The sequence below is a fragment of the Cellulomonas bogoriensis 69B4 = DSM 16987 genome (assembly GCF_000767165.1).
GTDB lineage: Bacteria > Actinomycetota > Actinomycetes > Actinomycetales > Cellulomonadaceae > Actinotalea > Actinotalea bogoriensis.
This window is the reverse complement of record NZ_AXCZ01000044.1, coordinates 1-17,595: the sequence shown is the minus strand read 5'-3', so window position 1 is coordinate 17,595 and position 17,595 is coordinate 1. Positions and strand designations below refer to the sequence as shown.

At 70.7% G+C, this 17,595-nt stretch carries 22 protein-coding genes and 1 tRNA gene; 13 read left to right on the top strand and 10 right to left on the bottom strand.

Translation table 11 applies throughout. The features are described 5' to 3' along the window. Positions 1-54: 54 nt before the first annotated feature. Both N869_RS06205 and dcd read right to left on the bottom strand, forming a co-directional pair. Positions 55-1,131 (bottom strand): hypothetical protein, encoded by a 1,077-nt coding sequence (locus tag N869_RS06205; protein ID WP_035059298.1) that lies wholly within the window; start codon positions 1,129-1,131, stop codon positions 55-57. A 65-nt stretch (positions 1,132-1,196) separates the two neighbouring features. Beyond that, positions 1,197-1,772: a dCTP deaminase gene (gene dcd, locus N869_RS06200; RefSeq protein ID WP_035059309.1), complete on the bottom strand. Its 576-nt coding sequence runs from the start codon at positions 1,770-1,772 to the stop codon at positions 1,197-1,199. Between the two features lie 626 nt (positions 1,773-2,398). On the opposite strand from dcd, the gene N869_RS06195 reads away from it, so the two are divergent. Next, positions 2,399-2,469, top strand: a tRNA-Gly gene (locus N869_RS06195). Positions 2,470-2,601: 132 nt separating this feature from the next. On the opposite strand, the gene N869_RS06190 is transcribed toward N869_RS06195, so the two are convergent. Together N869_RS06190 and N869_RS06185 are read right to left on the bottom strand one after the other, a co-directional pair. Continuing rightward, positions 2,602-2,970, bottom strand: coding sequence for a HepT-like ribonuclease domain-containing protein (locus tag N869_RS06190; RefSeq protein WP_052105146.1), 369 nt, complete (start codon positions 2,968-2,970; stop codon positions 2,602-2,604). Next, positions 2,967-3,476, bottom strand: coding sequence for a helix-turn-helix domain-containing protein (locus tag N869_RS06185; protein WP_035059296.1), 510 nt, complete (start codon positions 3,474-3,476; stop codon positions 2,967-2,969). The genes N869_RS06190 and N869_RS06185 overlap by 4 nt, the downstream gene beginning before the upstream one ends. A 219-nt stretch (positions 3,477-3,695) precedes the next feature. Between N869_RS06185 and trhA the strand changes: the two genes are divergently transcribed. Both trhA and N869_RS17315 read left to right on the top strand, forming a co-directional pair. Continuing rightward, on the top strand, positions 3,696-4,373 hold the full coding sequence (trhA, locus tag N869_RS06180) for a PAQR family membrane homeostasis protein TrhA (protein WP_035059294.1): 678 nt from the start codon (positions 3,696-3,698) through the stop codon (positions 4,371-4,373). A gap of 71 nt (positions 4,374-4,444) precedes the next feature. Beyond that, positions 4,445-4,645 (top strand): hypothetical protein, encoded by a 201-nt coding sequence (locus N869_RS17315; RefSeq protein WP_156968389.1) that lies wholly within the window; start codon positions 4,445-4,447, stop codon positions 4,643-4,645. Positions 4,646-4,892: 247 nt separating this feature from the next. Here N869_RS17315 and N869_RS06175 read toward each other — a convergent pair whose 3' ends face one another. Both N869_RS06175 and N869_RS06170 read right to left on the bottom strand, forming a co-directional pair. Next, complete coding sequence (locus N869_RS06175) at positions 4,893-5,777, bottom strand: ABC transporter permease (RefSeq protein ID WP_035059292.1); 885 nt, start codon at positions 5,775-5,777, stop codon at positions 4,893-4,895. After that, positions 5,774-6,628, bottom strand: a complete 855-nt coding sequence (locus N869_RS06170; protein ID WP_156968388.1) for an ABC transporter ATP-binding protein — start codon at positions 6,626-6,628, stop codon at positions 5,774-5,776. The genes N869_RS06175 and N869_RS06170 overlap by 4 nt, the downstream gene beginning before the upstream one ends. 280 nt (positions 6,629-6,908) lie before the next feature. On the opposite strand from N869_RS06170, the gene yczE reads away from it, so the two are divergent. The 6 genes from yczE to N869_RS16900 all read left to right on the top strand — a co-directional run bounded on the left by yczE (position 6,909) and on the right by N869_RS16900 (position 10,507). Continuing rightward, the gene (yczE, locus tag N869_RS06165; RefSeq protein ID WP_052105145.1) at positions 6,909-7,574 is read left to right on the top strand and encodes a membrane protein YczE; all 666 of its coding nucleotides are present in this window, start codon (positions 6,909-6,911) and stop codon (positions 7,572-7,574) included. 31 nt (positions 7,575-7,605) lie between these two features. After that, positions 7,606-7,866: a hypothetical protein gene (locus N869_RS06160; protein ID WP_035059290.1), complete on the top strand. Its 261-nt coding sequence runs from the start codon at positions 7,606-7,608 to the stop codon at positions 7,864-7,866. Next, entirely contained in the window at positions 7,863-8,162 is a 300-nt protein-coding gene (locus tag N869_RS06155) for a DUF1905 domain-containing protein (protein ID WP_035059289.1), read from the top strand. The genes N869_RS06160 and N869_RS06155 overlap by 4 nt, the downstream gene beginning before the upstream one ends. A gap of 75 nt (positions 8,163-8,237) precedes the next feature. Next, positions 8,238-8,489 (top strand): helix-turn-helix domain-containing protein, encoded by a 252-nt coding sequence (locus N869_RS06150; protein ID WP_035059287.1) that lies wholly within the window; start codon positions 8,238-8,240, stop codon positions 8,487-8,489. Next, positions 8,486-9,751 carry a HipA domain-containing protein gene (locus N869_RS06145; RefSeq protein WP_035059285.1) on the top strand — a complete coding sequence of 422 codons (1,266 nt, stop codon included), beginning with the start codon at positions 8,486-8,488 and terminating at the stop codon, positions 9,749-9,751. Before N869_RS06150 ends, N869_RS06145 begins: the two co-directional genes overlap by 4 nt. A 417-nt stretch (positions 9,752-10,168) precedes the next feature. Further along, positions 10,169-10,507 carry an STAS domain-containing protein gene (locus N869_RS16900; RefSeq protein ID WP_198025982.1) on the top strand — a complete coding sequence of 113 codons (339 nt, stop codon included), beginning with the start codon at positions 10,169-10,171 and terminating at the stop codon, positions 10,505-10,507. A gap of 24 nt (positions 10,508-10,531) precedes the next feature. Here N869_RS16900 and N869_RS06135 read toward each other — a convergent pair whose 3' ends face one another. From N869_RS06135 to N869_RS06125, 3 genes are all read right to left on the bottom strand, one after another. Continuing rightward, on the bottom strand, positions 10,532-10,822 hold the full coding sequence (locus N869_RS06135; protein WP_035059283.1) for a hypothetical protein: 291 nt from the start codon (positions 10,820-10,822) through the stop codon (positions 10,532-10,534). A 77-nt stretch (positions 10,823-10,899) separates the two neighbouring features. Beyond that, on the bottom strand, positions 10,900-11,235 hold the full coding sequence (locus tag N869_RS06130) for a hypothetical protein (RefSeq protein ID WP_035059281.1): 336 nt from the start codon (positions 11,233-11,235) through the stop codon (positions 10,900-10,902). 345 nt (positions 11,236-11,580) lie between these two features. Next, positions 11,581-12,126, bottom strand: a complete 546-nt coding sequence (locus N869_RS06125) for a P-loop NTPase family protein (RefSeq protein WP_035059279.1) — start codon at positions 12,124-12,126, stop codon at positions 11,581-11,583. Positions 12,127-12,256: 130 nt separating this feature from the next. Between N869_RS06125 and N869_RS06120 the strand changes: the two genes are divergently transcribed. The 3 genes from N869_RS06120 (at position 12,257) to N869_RS06110 (ending at position 14,399) form a co-directional block, all read left to right on the top strand. Next, the gene (locus N869_RS06120; RefSeq protein WP_035059277.1) at positions 12,257-13,057 is read left to right on the top strand and encodes an LLM class F420-dependent oxidoreductase; all 801 of its coding nucleotides are present in this window, start codon (positions 12,257-12,259) and stop codon (positions 13,055-13,057) included. Further along, entirely contained in the window at positions 13,054-14,097 is a 1,044-nt protein-coding gene (locus N869_RS16465; protein ID WP_156968387.1) for a DUF4190 domain-containing protein, read from the top strand. Before N869_RS06120 ends, N869_RS16465 begins: the two co-directional genes overlap by 4 nt. An 89-nt stretch (positions 14,098-14,186) precedes the next feature. Then, the gene (locus N869_RS06110; protein WP_035059275.1) at positions 14,187-14,399 is read left to right on the top strand and encodes a tautomerase family protein; all 213 of its coding nucleotides are present in this window, start codon (positions 14,187-14,189) and stop codon (positions 14,397-14,399) included. Between the two features lie 40 nt (positions 14,400-14,439). Here the strand turns inward: N869_RS06110 and N869_RS06105 are convergent, their stop codons facing one another. Then, positions 14,440-16,137, bottom strand: coding sequence for a hypothetical protein (locus N869_RS06105; protein ID WP_035059273.1), 1,698 nt, complete (start codon positions 16,135-16,137; stop codon positions 14,440-14,442). 144 nt (positions 16,138-16,281) lie between these two features. On the opposite strand from N869_RS06105, the gene N869_RS06100 reads away from it, so the two are divergent. Further along, positions 16,282-17,172: an HNH endonuclease gene (locus tag N869_RS06100; protein WP_035059272.1), complete on the top strand. Its 891-nt coding sequence runs from the start codon at positions 16,282-16,284 to the stop codon at positions 17,170-17,172. The last annotated feature ends 423 nt before the right edge of the window (positions 17,173-17,595 follow it).

Here is a 17,595-nt window from a genome sequence, read left to right as displayed (position 1 = left end):
CCCGGCCCGGCCAGGGCGGGGATGGGCGGGGGTGGGGCGGCGTGGGGCTGTGGGTCAGAGGTCGGCGGGGTCGACGATGAAGCCCATCATGTCGGTGATCTCGCCGCCGACGGACTTGTGGAGGGCGCGGGCGATCGCCACGACCAGCGGGGTGGACCGTCCACGGGCGACCTTGTGCGCGAGGGACGGACGCTCGTCCTCCATGTCGGCGACGTCCGGGGGTTCCCAGTGGACGGTGTACCCGATGGCGCCCTGCTCAGCCCACGGCAGGTCCGCGATCACCGGTGGCAGGACCGTCTCGCCGGCGACCTCGACCGCGATGATGCCGTCCATGTCGAGGTCCACCAGGGCACCGAACCCGCGCATCGGCTCCGGTTCGGTCAACGCGCGCAGGTCGTACTCGTCCGCGGCGGCGTGCAACGCGGTGCGCGCGGCCTCGTCCATGTCCTCAGTGCCGGGGACGGGGCGCTGCCCGATGCCGGCGGGGGGACCGGACCACGTGCCGTCCGGCAGGTTCAGGCGCGCCCGCGGGACCGCCTGACGGATCACCGTGAGGGCCGCGTCGGGGTCCAACCACAGGTCCGTCCACACCGTCAGGTCCACGGCCGCGGCAGGGTCGGGCACCAGGACGGTGGGGTTCCCCTCCTGGTTGGGGGCCACCCGCACCGCGCCACCCAGGCGTCGGGCCACGTCCACCAGCCACTTCACCACGCGCTCCTCGTCACGGACGGGCAGCCCCTCGGGGAACGCGCGCGCCAGACCGTCCCGGTCACCACCACCCGGCCACGGGCGCGGCCCCCGCTCGACCGGGGCGCGCAGGACGTACGCGACACCCGCGGACGTCGGCACCCCCAACGTCGTGTTGGCCGAACGGTCCAACGTGAACGGGCCCTCCACGGTGCTGTGCCGCGACACCCGCAGCACACCCGGTGGGGCGACCGTCATCCGCAGACCTCGCGCACCTCCGCTGGCGCGCGGCGGCACCGCCGACGGCTGCACCTCCCACACGGCGCGCGCGAAACGGCTGATCGCCAGCGTCTCGATCTCGTCCGGACCCACGTCCGGCGGGAGGACCAGCACGTGGTGGCGGGCGACGTCGTCGGAGGACGGATCCAACGCAGGCAGCGGCATGTGCCGAGCCTAGATCCCGTGTGTTGCCGACATGCTTCGTACCGGCCCCGGTGTGGCCCGGTATGTCACACCTGGGTGCGGTGGAACGACTGGAACGACCGGGACGCCGTCGGACCCCGCTGCCCCTGGTACCGCGACCCGTACACCTGCGACCCGTACGGGTGCTCCGCAGGGGACGACAAGCGGAAGAAGCACATCTGGCCGATCTTCATGCCCGGCCACAACGTGATCGGCAAGGTCGCCATGTTCGACAGCTCGAGAGTCACGTGACCGGTGAACCCCGGGTCGATGAACCCCGCCGTCGAGTGCGTCAACAAGCCCAACCGACCCAGCGACGACTTGCCCTCCAACCGGGCCGCGACATCATCCGGCAACGTGACCTGCTCGAACGTCGACGCCAGCACGAACTCCCCCGGGTGCAGGACGAACGGCTCGTCACCGGTCACCTCGACCAGTCGGGTCAGCTCGGGCTGGTCCAGCGACGGGTCGATGACCGCGTACTTGTGGTTGTCGAACAACCGGAAGTACCTGTCCAGGCGCACGTCGATGCTGGACGGCTGGATCATCGCCGCCTCGTACGGGTCCAGGCCGATGCGCCCGGAGTCCAGCTCGGCCCTGATGTCGCGGTCGGAGAGCAGCACGGGGCCACGGTAGCGGGTGCCGCACCGCACCGGGTCGCCACGCGCAGACCCTGGGCAAAGCCCAGACGTCGGGAACTCACGGAGTGCAGCGAGGGCCCCTCGAAGTAAGCGTTCGAGGGGCCCTGCTGACCGTCAACGCAAGACCCGCGAGCCTCACGATCCCGCAGCGGCGGTGCGGGTTGTCGAACGCGACGGGCGTGCGTCCGACCACGGGCCTCCGGCTCCGTCGGGTGTCTGTGGCGCCGCCCACAGCCCTCGGGTCCACACCTTCGGGTTCCCGCCGTTCTCCGTCGGCCCCGGCACCCCGTGGACGATCTTGGTGATCGCGCACCCACGACGAGCCGTCCCCGCCGTTCTAGTCCTGCCGTCGGGCGTGTCGCAAGGGGCCGTCGACATCGATTTCGGCGCCTCGAACATGCACAGGTTCGTCCACAAGCTGAGGTGCGCATCCACACCCTGTCCACAGAGGTGTGGACGAAATCTGTGGACGGTCCGCGGACCGGCCCGGCCCCTCCCCGGTGCACCACGCCCCACCCGGCCCCGACCCACGGGCCCGTCGGAGCGGGCTTCGCGCCCAGCCGCCCCGACGGGTATGATCGACCCGCGCCGCCCGACGTCGGGCGCTCGCGGGTGTAGTTCAATGGTAGAACTTCAGCTTCCCAAGCTGACAGCGCGGGTTCGATTCCCGTCACCCGCTCCGTCGTTTTCGCAGTTCAGAGCGTGACGGGTCCCCTGGCAAACGTCCCTCGAGTCGTCGCGCTGGCAGACCGGCGCCACCGCGAAAGGGTTCGAGCACGATCCTCGCGACCGCATCACGATGGCGGGACGCTCAGACGGTGCCGGGCGATTGGTCCGCATCGTCGGCGAGCAACGCTTCACACGCGGTGCGTAGCTGATCCAGCGGGGCGCCGAGCGTCGCGCGGACGATGGCCGCGTCGAGTTTGTAGTAGTGGTGACCGATCAGGTCGCGCATCCGTGCGATATCCGACCATGGGACGCCGGGCTGTCGGTCCTTGACCCCCGCAGACAGCGCCTTGACAGCCTCTCCGATGGTGAACACGTGGAACTGGATCGCGGCCAGCACGACCTCGGGTAGTTCGCCGTCATCGGAGTGCCTGTGTGCCACGGCCTCGGCTTGGTCTATCGCTTCGACGGCCGCCAGTATGTCGCCCAGACGGTGCCGGTCCGTCCGGCTCACAGCGGTACAGCCTCGGCCAGGGCCGTGTCGGCCACGTGCGGCGCCAAGGCACCGGCCGGCGCGACGTCGACACGCTCACCCAGGAGCGCCGAGAGCTCGTCGGCGATCGCCCCTAGCGGCAGCAGACCACGGGTGTGCACATCGAGGTCGACAAGGAGGTCGACATCGGAGTCCGGGCCGTCCTCACCCCGGGCCACCGAGCCGAAGACCCGCACATTCGACGCGCCGTGCCGGTGCGCGATACGGCGCACCCCTGCGCGGTTCGCCCGCAGCTTCGCCATCCGCGGCGCACGGACGTCGAGGCGACGCGGCGCGGCCGCAGCACGTAGCTCCAGGCGTGCCCCCATCGCCGCCAGGAGTCGGTCGAGCGTCTCCACTGCCGGCGAGCTGGCGCCCGACTCGTAACGCGAGACCGCTGGCTGCGACGTGCCGGCCCGCGCCGCCAAAGCGTCCTGGCTGAGCCCCGCGGCCTCGCGGCTCGTGCGGATGAGCGTGGCAGCGTCCATGGCGCAATCATACTGCTAGAGGTATGGATTCAACAGGGGTCGGCAGCTCGGACGCGACCTGGGCCAGCCGGTCGTGGCAGGGACGGCTCCGGCCGCGACCGTCGCCGGCGCGCGTCCACGGGCCCAACCGCGGGCGCGTGCGGCGGCCTAGGATTCGTCGGGGCGGCGCAGCGTGACCGCCCGGGCGACCGTGGCGGCCGTCGGACAGGGAAGGTTGCGGTGGAGACCAGGACGTTGAGCAGGGACGGCAGCGTCCACGTCACCGACGAGCGTCTCAACACCGTCTCCCACCTGGCGGCCACGTGCTTCGCGCTGGTGGGCGCGGCGCTGCTGATCGCACAGGCCGGCGCCCAGGGTGACCCGTGGAAGATCGTCGGGTTCAGCGTGTACGGGGTGTCGATCGTGACGCTGTTCGCGTCCAGCACCCTGCACCACGGCATCGACCGTGGCCCCCGGGTCAACGAGATCCTGCGCACCCTGGACTACTGCTCGGTGTTCCTGCTGATCGCCGGGTCGATCACACCGCTGGTGCTCGTGCTGTTCCGCAACACCTACGGGTGGACGGTGCTGGGTGTGGTGTGGGCGATCGCCGCCGCCGGGATCGTCCTGCGGTCGCTCCTGCGGACGTTGCCGAAGTACGTGACCAACACCCTGTACATCGTGCTCGGGTGGATGCCGGTGCTGCTCGCCGGCGCGGGCGTGCCCCTGCCGGTCGGGGCGTACATCCTCATGGCCGCCGGCGGGCTGGCCTACAGCGCAGGGTTCGTGATCTTCGTGATCGAGCGCCCCAACCCGGTGCCCGGGGTGCTGGGGTTCCACGAGATCTGGCACCTGATCGTCGTCCTCGCCGCCACCCTCCACTACCTGCTGATGTACCTGTACGTCCTGCCCGCGTGACCACGCCAGCCGCGGGACCACCTCGGCCCGCGCCCGACGGCCGGCGGGGTGCCTCCTCTACCGTGGCAGGCGTGAAACCGTGGCAGCGCAAACGAGCAGTGGTCCTCAACACCGTGATCCTGACGATCGGAGCCGCCGGTGTCGGATGGCAGGTGTTCCGGCACCTCACGACCGGTGACCCCTACATCTGGCCAGCATTGCTGATCAATGCGTTGATGGTGCTGATGGCAGGGGCCCTGCTGGTGCTCGTGCTGAGGATGCCCACCAAGTAGCAGGCCTGCTCACTCGGGACCCGGAGCGACGAGGACAGCCGATCACATCGCGTCGTAGGTGTAGTCGGCCACCTGAGCGATGGCCGCGATCGTGGTCGCGACCCTCGGATTCGTCGCGGGCGCCTTCCTGATGGTCATGCTCGAGTCTCCCGCGTCCCAGGAGTCCTTTGACCTCGAACCTGCACCCGACCGAACGACCGGCACACCGGTCGACTGACGGCCACCGGCATCCCCCTGGTCACGCAGGTCACCTGATTCTCCGGGACAGGCGCCATGCGCCGAGTGCTGCGAAGAGCACGAGCACAGCCACGAGCACGCCGCTGGCGATTCCCTCGGTGATCTCGACTGCTCCAACGGACGCGGTGAGTCCGTAGAAGTCGCTCAAGGCTGCGACGGCCTCGGCCTGCCCGGGCCCGTCGGTCACCGCGTCCATCGCCTCTGCCATGTACGGCCCTCGGAGCAGCATCGCCGAATGGGCGAACGGGAGTGCGTTGAGGACGTTCACGACCCCGGACGGCAGAGTCCCCACAGGGATGTACGCCCCGGCGAGGAACCCGATGACCGTGCCGACGACGGTGGACAACGCGGCGAACGCCCCGGCGCTCCGGAGGAAGGTCACCACGAAGCTCGAGAAGGCGGCATACGCGGCACCGGACAACGCCACCCACGCGACGACCTCCGCGATCTGCGCCACCGTCATCGTCGGGCTGCCGCGAGTCAGCACGTACAACTGGCCGACCACGACGATGAGCAGGCTCATCACCACGGAGACGATGAAGCTGGAGAGGAAGTAGCCCAGGACGAGCCCGGTCCTGCGCACGGGCGAGACGAGGAAGTCCCGGAAACGCCCCGTCGCGTTGTCCTCGACGAAGACGCTCAGCGCCGCGAGTCCGGTGGTGAGCGTCGTGATCATCGTGATCCCGGCGAACACCCACGTGTTGACGAACCACAGGATGTCGTCGGCCGACGCGCCGGGAAGTCTCTCGTTCAGGTTCTCCACCTGGAGGTTGCCCAGGAACAGCGCGTAGAGAGCGATGAGAATCAGTGCGGACAGCAACGAGAAGAAGACAGCTGCACGGTCCCGGAAGAACAGGCGGAGGTTGCGGCGGGTGAGAAGTCCGATCGCCCTCACGCGCCCGCCTCCCGGGTGACCGCGAGGAACACGTCGTCCATGGTCCCGTGACGGAACTCGAAGTCGTCGACGTCGACCTCTGCGAGGATCGTCCGGGCCTGGGCTGAGGACTCGACGGGGACCACGATGTCCTCACCGTCGACCCGAGGCCCTGAGCCGAACCCGAGCTCCGCGAGCCGGTCGAGCACAGCCTCTGGGCGGGCCGACCGGACCGTGAGGATGCTGGAGCTGTAGCGGGCGCGCAGCTCGGCCGGCGTGCCCTGGGCGACGATCTCCCCGCGGTCGATGATGCACACGCTGTCGGCCCGCTCGGTCTCCTCCATGTAGTGGGTGGTGAGGAAGACAGTCGTCCCGCTGCTCGCGCGCAGCTGCTGGATCGTCTTCCAGATCTGGTCCCGCGACTGAGGGTCGAGCCCGGCGGTGGGCTCGTCCAGGAAGACGACGGCGGGTGAGTGGATGAGCGCACGGGCGATGTCGGTGCGGCGCTGCTGCCCACCGGAGAGCTGCCCGTACCTGCGGGTCATGAACGACGAGAGACCGATCAGTTCCGACAGCTCATCGATCCGGGCGGCAGCGTGCCGCTTGCCCAACCCGTAGAAGCCCGCACGCACCGCGAGGTTCTCCCTGACGGTCAGGAGCGGGTCGAGCAACGAGTTCTGGAAGACGACGCCGATGCTCCTTCGCACCTCGTGAGCGTCCTTGACGACGTCGTAGCCGTTGACCTCGATCTGACCCTCTGTCGGGGCCAACGTGGTCGTGATGCAACCGATGGTCGTGGACTTGCCCGCACCGTTCGACCCCAGGAACGCGAACACCGAGCCGGCGTCCACCGTGAACGACAGATCCGTCACGGCGGCGACACGCCCCTAGCTCTTGTGCAGGTGTGCCACTTTCACCGACACGCGGACCCTCCCCCTCGCCGGACGTGGGCACGAGAACGCCGCGCCGGGTATGCCCCCGCTGCCCGCCCGGCCTCGGAGCCCGATCCGTGAACCGCCACGTGCCGTGGCCGCGCCGACCGTAGCACCGAGACCAGGCAGCCCCAGCGGTCGTGGGACCGCCCGGTGACGGAATCCGCAACGCATCGGTCCCACACGCGTGCCGGTCGCCGGGTGCCGCACACTTGGCCGGGTGGACTCCCGTACCCGCCCACCGGCTCCTCGCCGGCTGACCCGCCGGTTGGTGCAGCTGTACACAGGGTTGGTGCTGTTCGGGGTGAGCATGGTGATGGTCATCCGGTCCGAGCTGGGCAACATCCCGTGGGACGTGCTGCACCAGGGGGTGGCGCGCAGCACGGGCCTGACGCTGGGCACGGTGACCGTCGCGGTGTCGTTGCTGGCGCTGCTCCTGTGGGTGCCGTTGCGGCAGCGCCCCGGGCTGGGGACCGTCAGCAACGCCCTGCTGGTGGGGCCGGTCGCGGACGTCACGCTGCTGGTCATGCCCGCGGGCCTGCCGCTGCCGGTGCGGGTGGGGTTGCTGGTCGCGGGGATCGTCCTGAACGCGGTTGCGACCGCGGCGTACATCGGTGCCCGGTTCGGGCCCGGGCCGCGGGACGGGTTGATGACGGGTCTGGTCGCGCGCACCGGCAGGTCGGTGCGGTTGATCCGTACGACCCTGGAGGTCGCCGTCGTCGCCCTGGGCTGGGCGCTCGGGGGTGTGTTCGGGGCGGGCACCATCCTGTTCGCCCTCACCATCGGGCCGCTGATCCACGTGTTCCTTCCGCGCGTGCAGGTCGCGCAGGTGCCCGCCGCCGACGCTCCCCCGGGTGGCGGCGACCCGGCGCCCTGCGCCCGTTGAGCCACCGCACGGGTGCCCCTACGGTGGGTGGATGGGGATCCAGGTGCGGTCCGCGGTGGGGCGCTTCGAGGACCTGACCACGCTCGTCGGCACCCGCAAGCCCGGCGCCGGTGCCTGCTGGTGCATGAGCTACCGGGACGCGCGCCTGTCGAACACCGACCGCCCCACCTACATGGAGGGTGAGTGCTTCGTGGTCCGCGCCGGCCACCGGGAACGTCGCCTCATGCGCCGGGAGCTGTCCCCACCGGCCCCGACGCCACGGGACCTCACCGGCGGGAGCATGGGCGCGTGACGTACGAGTTCGACGCCGACCTCTGGCGGTGGGAGTCACGCACCGACCACTGGACGTTCGTGAGCCTGCCGACCGACGTCGCCGACGAGATCCTCGACCTCGCGGGGCCGGTGACGCGCGGGTTCGGGTCCGTCCGCGTCGAGACCTCGGTGGGGTCCTCGACCTGGCGCACCTCGATCTTCCCGGACGGCGCAGCCGGCACCTACGTCCTGCCCGTCAAACGTGCCGTCCGCGAGCGCGAAGGGCTGGACGTCGGCTCGACCGCTCACGTCCAGCTGCGGTTGGTGGACCTGTGATGTCACCGTACGTCGACACGTGCACGATGTCGCGATTCGTTGACATCGCACGCGTGTCGCCGTACGTTGACCCGCGTGAGGCCTGACGCGACGCTCCTGAACGCCCGGTCTCTGACCAAGCTCGGCACGGCCGTCAAGGCGTTGCGCCTGCGCCGCGGTTGGACCCAGGCCGAGCTCGCCGAGAAGGCCCAGGTGTCCAGGCAGTGGCTGGTCGCGCTCGAGGGCAGCCGGACGCGAGGCCTGGAGGTCGGTCGCCTGATGCGCACCCTCGACGCCCTGGACGCCAGCCTCATGATCCGCGACGACGCACCTGAGGACGCCCCGTGACCGGGGAGCTCGCCGTCCTGCTCGGTGGGCACGTCGTCGCGACCGTCACACGCGCACGCCCCGGGACGCTGCGCCTGACCTACACCGGCGAGGGCGACGGCACACCCCTGTCGCTGTCCCTCCCCCCAGAGACCAGCCCGCACGTCGGAGCGCCGGTCCACGTCTTCCTCGACGCACTCCTGCCGGAGAGCGGCGGGGTGCGTGCCGCGATCGGGCGCGCGCACGGTGCTGACCCCAGCGACCTCCTGGACCTCCTGGCAGCCGTCGGTCAGGACTGCGCCGGTGCAGTTCAGCTGTGCCCGCCGCACCAGGTCGACTCCACCCTGGAGCGCGGCGGGTCGCTGGAACCGTGCTCCGACGGGGAGATCGAGGCGCGGCTGGACGCGATGGAGCTCGACGAGGACGCCTCATGGGTCATGCCTGGGGAGCACTGGTCGCTCGGCGGCACCCAGGGCAAGGTCGCCCTTCGACGCCACGCGGGCGCCTGGTTCATCGCGCATGGGGCCGAGCCGACGACGCACATCCTCAAGCCCGGGATCCGCCGCCTGCGGGCGCAGGCCCTGATCGAGCATGTGAGCATGCGCGCCGCCCACCTCATCGGCCTGGACGTGGCGGGGACCGAGTACGCGACGTTCAAGTCGCAGGACGCGATCGTGGTAACCCGGTTCGACCGGTTCGCTGACGACGCCGGCATCGTCCAACGCCGCCACCAGGAGGACATGTGCCAAGCGCTGGGTACCGACGCCAAGTACGAGGAGTACGGTGGCCCGTCCGTGGCAGACATCACCCGGCTGCTGCGCGAGGTGTCCCCGACACCGGCCGCGGCGCGCACGAACGTCACCCGATTCCTGGACGGGGTGATCTACAACACCGTCATCGGCGCCCCTGATGCCCACGGGCGGAACTACGCCGTGCTTCTCGACGGTGAGGCCGTCACCGTCGCCCCGCTGTACGACGTGGCCACGGGCCTGGCCTACGACCAACCTGAGGAACGACGACTCGCGTCCATGCGCATCGGCGGCACCTTCACCTTCGGCCAGATGGACGCCGACGCCTGGCGCCGGCTCGCTGATGAGGTGCAGGTGGACGGCGACGCACTCCTCACCAGGGCACGGCAGATCGCCGACGCCGCACCCGCCGCGGCACAGACCGCACTCGACGAGCTCACCGGAGATCCTGACGTCGACGAGGTCCGGCACCGCCTCGTCGAACGTCTTGAGAGTCACGCGCACCGTGTCACGCGAGACGGGACGGGCTCGTGAGCAGGGGGCCACGACGGGGTCCACGTCAGACGCGACCGGTGGGGAGCGGTGGGCGTGGAGGCTCTGCGGCGCCGCGGGTCGGCAGGTTGTAGCGCAGGAGGTCGGCAGGCTGTAGCGCATGGGCCCGTTCCTGCTGCTCAGGCGCTCGACGTTCGCTCCGGTGTGGACGGTGCCGCGAGGCCCGCGACCGGCGGGTAAGTTCACGCAGGACCCCAGGTGAACTGATGGAAGGGCACGGATGGGGAGCCGACCCGGACGACGGAGCCTGCTGACTGCGGGCGCCGTGGCACTCGCGGCAACCCTCCTGTCCCCATGCGGAGGGTTTGGTCCGGTGGCGACCCGAGTGGCCCTTGTCGCGTGACGTGCTTACCCTCGGGGCTCCCAGGCACTGCACTCGAGCGAGCAAAGGGGCCCGCCGTGGAGCTGCTACCCCCAGCAGCAGGACAACCGCCGGCACGAGGTGTCGGGCGGGTCACCGTCGTGGAGGAACCCGGCGCCGTGCACCTCGTGCTCGCCGGGGAGATCGACCTGGCCGTGCACGACGACCTGACCTCAGCCCTCGAGGACGCCGCGCGCAGCGGACGGACCGTGGACGTGGAGTGCTCGCAGGTCACCTTCATGGACTCGAGCGGGTTGAGCGCCCTGATGTGGCTGTCGAACGTCGCCGCAGAGCCACCGGTGCTGCGGGGCGCACCCCAGCACCTGCGTGACCTGCTGGCCCTCACCGGCAGCGCGGACGCCTTCACCCTCCCCTGACGTCAGCGCCGGGCGCCGGTGCCGTCACCGCAGCGGGTACCACCTGGCGCCCGCCCGGCGCATTACCCGACTGGTCTCGACCACCACCATGGTGTCCACGTGGGTCACGACAGCCCGCCCGACGGACGAGGCCTCGAGGTCGTCCGGGGCCTCGAAGCGGACCGTCACCATGGCCTGCCCCTGCCGGACGTCCACCTGCCCGGCCTCGACGGCGGTGCGGCCGCGCGCAGCACCCACCGCGGCGGGCAGGACGTCAGCGGGGTCGACGCCTGCGTGCAGGTCACCGAGGACCATCCGGACGCGGTACGAGGGCACCGCAGGACCCTACGGGAGCCTTGGAGTCGCTCCCGCTCCCGGCCCGTTGCCCGCCATCGCTCGGCTGGGGCACCTGCTCACGCTCGCGCCAGCCGGAAGCTCTGGACCAGCATCATCGCCACGGACGGCCCCATCGCGAAGATCGTGAACAGAGGTGCCCAGCTGTCGCGCTCGAAGCTGTACATCAGGGCCGCCATCGCCAGCCCGATCAGAACGAGAGCAGCAGCGACGGCAGGCACTGTCTGCCCCCCGCGGGGGCGCCGCGGCCCATCGACGGCCCACACCACGTTGCCGACGGCGAGGATCAGCGCGGCGACCGCGGCGGGCACGGCGATCAGCCAGACCGCCGGGCTGCCGGGCCTTTGCGTGAACATCATGTTCGCAACGAGCGCCATCACCGGGACCAAGATCACGAACGTCCCGCTCCAGATCGCCGTCCTCTTGGCCCAGTAGCGCCGCGTCGCAGGAACGATCGGGTCACTGCGGGAGGGCGCTGCACTGTGCGGGTGGCTGGTGAGAACGCGAGCGTCGGCCGTGCCCGCACACCGTGGGTCTCGGCCTGGCGCTCCCGGCCCGACGTTGTCGCGAGGATCTTCCACATCGTCACCCTGGATCATCGGAGCGGGAGGCATGCGGTGCAGTGTGCTCCAGCTGACTGACCTCGAGCGCGGGCCTGTGGAGAACGAGCGGCCCCGACCCGGTGGATCCGGGCGCTGACGTCCGGCGAGCCACCCACCGCGCGCGAGCTGCTGCAGCGATCAGCTCGACGTCGCAGGTGGCGCCCATGCCAGGACCGCGTCGCGCAGCTGGTGCGGTGAGAGTGCGCTGTCGAGGCGGAGAACGGGACAGCGGAGGGTCGCCAACCAGTCCTCGTGGGCTCGTAGGTTGCGCCCGCCGAACGACGGGTCGTCGTACCCGCGCGCCCAGGCGAGGAACTTCTCGTGTGCCGACTCCTCGACAGGGCTCCCTGCGCGACGGACACGTTCACGCTCCTCAAGGCGGCGAATGCGCTCCGCGGGGTCGAGGGTGAGGAACACCACCGCATCGCAGCGTGCGACAACCGGGTCGCCCCAACCCAGCATCGAGCCCGACAGGACCCATGCACGCCGAGGAAGGAACACCTGCTCCATCAGCGCGACCCGCGCGGACGCAGGCCGCTTGGCGGTGTAGGCGGGATCCGTGGGCAACCAGAAGTAGTCATCAGCGTCAGCGTGCGGGACGGCCCAGCTGTCGGCGACAGCCCTGGCCAAGGTCGTGGTCCCCGCTCCACTCGCGCCGGTCACATGCAGGCGGCACCGTCGCATCGCGCCATGGTGCCACCTTTCCTGCGGTGGTGGAGCAGGCGCCGTCGCCGTGACCTGCCTTGACACAGGGCCGTCCCCAACGTGGTCCCCCGGGCGCCGCTGGACCGTCCGAGAGTCCTAGAGTCCTCCCGTGAACGACTCCGTGCGCATCGCCGTCCAGCTCCAACCCCAGCACGCCGACTACGGTCAGATCCGCGACGCGGTGCGACGCGCTGAGGACCTGGGCGTGGACGCGGCGTTCAACTGGGACCACTTCTTCCCCCTGTTCGGGGACCCGGACGGCAAGCACTTCGAGTGCTGGACGATGCTCGGGGCGTGGGCCGAGCAGACCAGCCGCATCGAGCTGGGTGCGCTCGTGAGCTGCAACTCCTACCGCAACCCCGACCTCCTGGCCGACATGGCCCGCACCGTCGACCACATCAGCGGCGGGCGTCTGATCCTGGGGATCGGGGCCGGCTGGTTCGAGAAGGACTACCAGCAGTTCGGGTACGAGTTCGGGACCGCCGGGTCCCGCATCGCCGACCTCGGCGCGGCCCTGCCGCGGATCCGCCGGCGGCTCGAGGCGGGCAACCCTGCACCCGTCCGCCCGGTGCCGATCATGATCGGTGGTGGGGGTGAGCGCAAGACGCTGCGGCTGGTCGCCGAGCACGCAGACATCTGGCACGGGTTCGGTGACGCGGAGACCATCGCGCGCAAGAGCGCCATCCTCGACGAGCACGGCCGCGCAGTGGGCAGGGACACCACAGGCGTCGTGCGGTCAGCGGGCGTCGACGCACCACCCGACGAGGTCGCCGACGGGATGCTCGCGGCCGGGGTGTCCCTGTTCACGATCGGCGTCTCCGGGCCGGACTACGACCTGTCCCTGGTCGAGCAGTGGGTGCAATGGCGAGACAGGCAGGAACCGACGAGCGACAAGGGGCTGACGGCATGACCGAAAGAACGGATGGGCACCCCAGCCCTGACCAGGACGCCCCGCACCCGCAGAGCCCACACCAGCAGTCCCCCTACCAGCAGCCCTCGCACCAGCAACCCCCGTACCAGCAGGGCTACGGACCGGTGTACGCACCGACGGGTAGCACCACGCCCGGCCCGCCCGTCGGGCTTGCCGTCGGCGCGATGGTCCTCGCCGTCCTGGCGCTGCTGGTCGCGTGGGTCCCGTTCATCGGGGTCCTGGGGCTCCTCGGTGGGATCGCCGGGCTGGTCCTGGGGATCGTCGCACGACGACGGGTCTCCGCCGGGCGGGCCGGGGGCGGCGGCATGGCGCTCGCCGGGATCATCATCGGCGCCGTCGCGATCCTCTTCGGGCTCGGCTCGACGGCCCTCACCGTCGTGATCATCCGTTCTGCGACGTGGGAGGGCCCCGGCTGGGAGTACGAGGCCAGCTGGAACCTCGACCCTGAGGAGGCCGGCGACGGCCTCGGGGCGACCAACGACAGCCTCGGGGAGACCACCGACAGCCTTGAGGACACCGGCTACGGCCTTGAGGACACCGATGAGGGCCTACGCCTGGACGACAGGCTCACTGACGGGGAACTGGCCATGATCGAGGGCTACGGGACCGTCAATGCCGGCCAGACCGCGCCCGTCGGCGACAACGGCCGCACCGGGACGGTGCTCTCCTGGGACCTGGCCGCGGACGAGCGCATCATGGCCGTCGACGGAATGCACCCGCGCGAGGGCGACCGGTACGTGTGGCTGGAGATCGAGCTGGCCAACGACGGCCCCGACCCGTACCAGGCGAGCGAGCTGGACATCTCGTTGCTCGGCGGGGACCTCCGCTTGCACAGGAACGAGTGCCGGTGGAATGCACCCACGACGCCCGTCCACCGCTCAGGTGAGATCCGCACCGGAGAAGCCGTCACCGTCGACGTCTGCTTCGACGTCCCGGACGACGCCGTACCCGAGGCGCGCCTCATCATCCGCGATTTCGAGGCCTTCAGGGGGCCCGCGCTGGTCTGGGAGATCGAGTGAGACCGGGCGGGAACACGTCCAGGACGGCTCACCGCCCGCAGTCCACGCGGCAGGGGCCGTCATGGCCCAGGTGAAGATCTACGGTCGACGTGAGCACCTCACAGAGCGCCGGGCGGAGCTCTCCGACGTCGTGCACACGGCTGCGGTCGAGGCCATCGGCCTGCCTGGACACCGAGGTCGAGGGCCTGGGGATCGGGGCGGCGGACCTCGAGGTCACCCTCGTGGAGCCACCGCGCTACGACTGGGCGATCCGCGGGTCGGCCGGGGACGACCTCGAGCTCGGGTACCAGGTGGAGCAGTAGGGGCTGCACGATCGTCCGCCGCGCCCGCAGGCGCGCCTCGTCACCGGGCGACGTCGTCCTCGCCCGTGAGGAGCAACGCCCGGCGCATCCCCTCGAGGTCACGGGTCTCACCGCGGGGACCGTCGTGACGGGCGTAGCGGTCGAGAACGATCGCGACCTGGCCGGGTGAGGCGGCCATGGCACCCGCGTCGACGCGAATCGAACCACCGTCCGGCAGACCGACCCGGATCTGCCCGTCCCGCAGCAGGTCCGCCCGCACCGCGCGAGACCACGGCACGGTGCTCCGCGACCACCGCGACCGGTACGTGAGCCCGTGCTCGTCGAGGTGCAGCTCGCGCGCCACCATGCGCCCGGTCACCACGAGTACCGGCACGACCAGCAGCGCCAGCGCCAGGAGTACGCCGCCCAGGCCTGCGATCAGGGTGGTCGCGAAGAGGAGGGTGGTCGCCGCGGTCCCGACCGCCAGGCTGAACAGCACCACGGCACCCATGCGCATGAGGACGGCCGAGCCGCGCAGCACCACCCCACCGTCGGCGGTCGGCGCCTGGACCGACGGACCGGCCGCGACCAGGCCCGGCGGTCGGGGGGAGACCATGCCGAGCGCGACAGTCATCAGACCAGCCAGTGCGAAGGCCCCGACCGCCACCGGGCCCCAGGGGCCTGGCTCTCCGATGGCGAAGGCGCCCGGCAGGATTAGCAGCACACCGAGAGCCAGCCACAACCTGCCGCCCCACTGGATGCTGCGGAAGGCGGCGTCCTGGGAGGTGTCCACCCACAACGGCCAGCCTGCGTCACCCTCATCGCCAGGGTGCGTCCCGTCGTGGGAACGGGTGCCCGGGTCACCGACGACCCACTGGTCGAACCGCCTCGGCACCGCGGCGGCAGTCACTTGGTTCCAACGTCCGGTGGCAGCAGGGGTGCCGAGCTCGGCGCGGTCCGACGGGTTCTGCGCGTAGTGGAGGATCAGGCGACCCACGTCTGTGGCGAGAACACCCCAGTCCTGCATCCCGACCTCGACCATGCCCTCACGCTTGGCGTGTCGCCTTCGCGGCCACGTCCGGTAGCGGTGGCTTGCGGAGGTATCTGGGGCCGGGTGGAGGAGCAGCGTCCGCCGACCTTCGAAGACGGTCACCGCCTCCAGGTGCTCCCAGGCGATGACGGACTCGAGGCCCAGGATCCGGTACCGCACCCCCGCGGCGGTCAGGGTCACGTCACCCGGGACGCTCCTGCCCACCGCAGCAAGTACCAGGGGCCATCCGACGACCACCGCCACGACGCCAAGGACGACACCGAGGCCGACATCCCCGCCGGAGGCCGCGACGACGCCGCCGACCAGCGCGATGAGGGCGATCGCCCCCAGCACACCCATCGAGGCCCAGAAGCCTGCCGCCCGCAGCCGCACCACCGTCGCCGGGGCCCCGTCCACCCGCTCAGTACGTAGCCGGACGCCGCGCGCCCGGTGACGGATCACCACCACGATCGTGGACGCGACCCCGAACAGCGCCACTCCCGCACCGGCGAAACCCAACAAGGGGTCGTGGCCTGCGCCGAACAGCATGAGCACACCGAACAGCAGGAGCACCGCGGCGGCGGGGACGAGGAGCCGCACGCGCCGACGCCGCACCTCGTCCTCCACCTCCACCAGCAGGGGGCGCAGGTCCGACGGATCAGCGGGCGCCGGACCGGTGGGAGCCGGGTGGGCAGGAGTCCGGTCGAACCGGGACGAGGGGGCGTTCACGGGACGAACCGTAGCGGGGCTGAGGGTGGCGCGGACGCCCCAGGCCACCGGGCGTGGACGAGCCACGCGAGACGACTGCCGCGCGCCCCTGGCAATGCTCGGCAGGCCCTTCCCAACTCGTGCGGCGCGTGGTGAGCTCAGCGCATGGACTCCAAGGTCGAAGCCGAGCTGCGGGGCCGGATCATGGCGTGGGTCGGTGAGCGCGCGGAGGCCAACGGCGGGTTCCTGCACCGACAGGAGCTGTTGGGTTTCCGGATCGACGGGCAGGACCTTCCGGTGATCGACTTCTCACGGGGCATCCGCAACCCGGCGGCGTTCACGTCGACCCTGTCGATCGTGGCGACGGCGAACGGCCCGTACGACGACACCGAGTCCGACGACGGCCTGCTGCGTTACAGCTACCGCAAGGGCGACCCGTGGAGCGGTGACAACCGCAAGCTGCGCACCGCGCTGGAGACCGGTCAGCCCCTCATCCTGTTCCGCAAGGAGGTCGCGAACTACTACACGCCCGTGATGCCGGTCTACGTGGTGGACGACGAGCCTGAGAACCGTGCGTTCGTCATCGCCCTGGACGAGGCGTTCCGGTACATGGGTGACGTCCGGCACCTCGCTGAACCACAACGGCAGTACGCGATGCGCCTCGCCAAGCAGCGCCTGCACCAGCCGGCGTTCCGCACCCGGGTGCTCCTCGCCTACCAGACCCGTTGCGCGGTGTGCTCCCTCAAGCACGGGTCATTGCTCGATGCCGCGCACATCGTCCCCGACGGCAACGACGACCCGCGCGGCCTGCCAACGACCCCCAACGGCCTCGCCTTGTGCAAGATCCACCACGCCGCATACGACCAGAACATGCTCGGCGTCAGCCCCGACTACACGGTCGAGATCAACCGTGACGTCCTCGAAGAGATCGACGGGCCGATGCTCAAGCACGGCATCCAGGCCATGCACGGGCGCACCCTCACCCTGCCGAGCAAGAAGACCGATCGCCCGAAACGGGAACTCCTCGCCTGGCGGTGGGAGCGGTTCGCCGGCTGAGCCCCAGCCATACCGGTCGGTCTCGGCGTGAGATGCATGTGGAGCGGCAGTGAAGCCTCGCGCCTCGCCCCCGGTCGACCTTCGTCACGACGGCCCGGTGCCCATCCGCGCGGGTGCTCGGTGTGTGGATCGGCGCACGGCTCGCGAGCAGGCGGGGTAGTTTCACGCGAGACCGTGGCCGCGAGCAGGAGCACACATGACCAGCACCGCAGGACGTCGCGGACACGACCGCGCCCACCCGGGCGCACGTACGCTCGGCGCCCGTGTCCGGGCGCGGACCGCAGGACTGCTAGCCGCCGTGTGCGCACTGTTCGCAGCCGCACCAGCAGGTGCGCTCGCTGAGAACGATGGCCTCTGGTACGTCGAAGCCGCCGGACTGGATCAGATCCACCAGCGCACCACCGGTGAAGGCATCACCGTGGC

What these genes read in the sequence shown, in the direction of transcription:
- N869_RS06205 (WP_035059298.1), bottom strand. Translation starts at nt 1,131, where the DNA reads ATGCCGCTGCCTGCGTTGGATCCGTCCTCCGACGACGTCGCCCGCCAC.
- N869_RS06185 (WP_035059296.1), bottom strand. Translation starts at nt 3,476, where the DNA reads ATGGACGCTGCCACGCTCATCCGCACGAGCCGCGAGGCCGCGGGGCTC.
- N869_RS06160 (WP_035059290.1), top strand. Translation starts at nt 7,606, where the DNA reads ATGGGGATCCAGGTGCGGTCCGCGGTGGGGCGCTTCGAGGACCTGACC.
- N869_RS06125 (WP_035059279.1), bottom strand. Translation starts at nt 12,126, where the DNA reads ATGCGACGGTGCCGCCTGCATGTGACCGGCGCGAGTGGAGCGGGGACC.
- N869_RS16465 (WP_156968387.1), top strand. Translation starts at nt 13,054, where the DNA reads ATGACCGAAAGAACGGATGGGCACCCCAGCCCTGACCAGGACGCCCCG.
- N869_RS06100 (WP_035059272.1), top strand. Translation starts at nt 16,282, where the DNA reads ATGGACTCCAAGGTCGAAGCCGAGCTGCGGGGCCGGATCATGGCGTGG.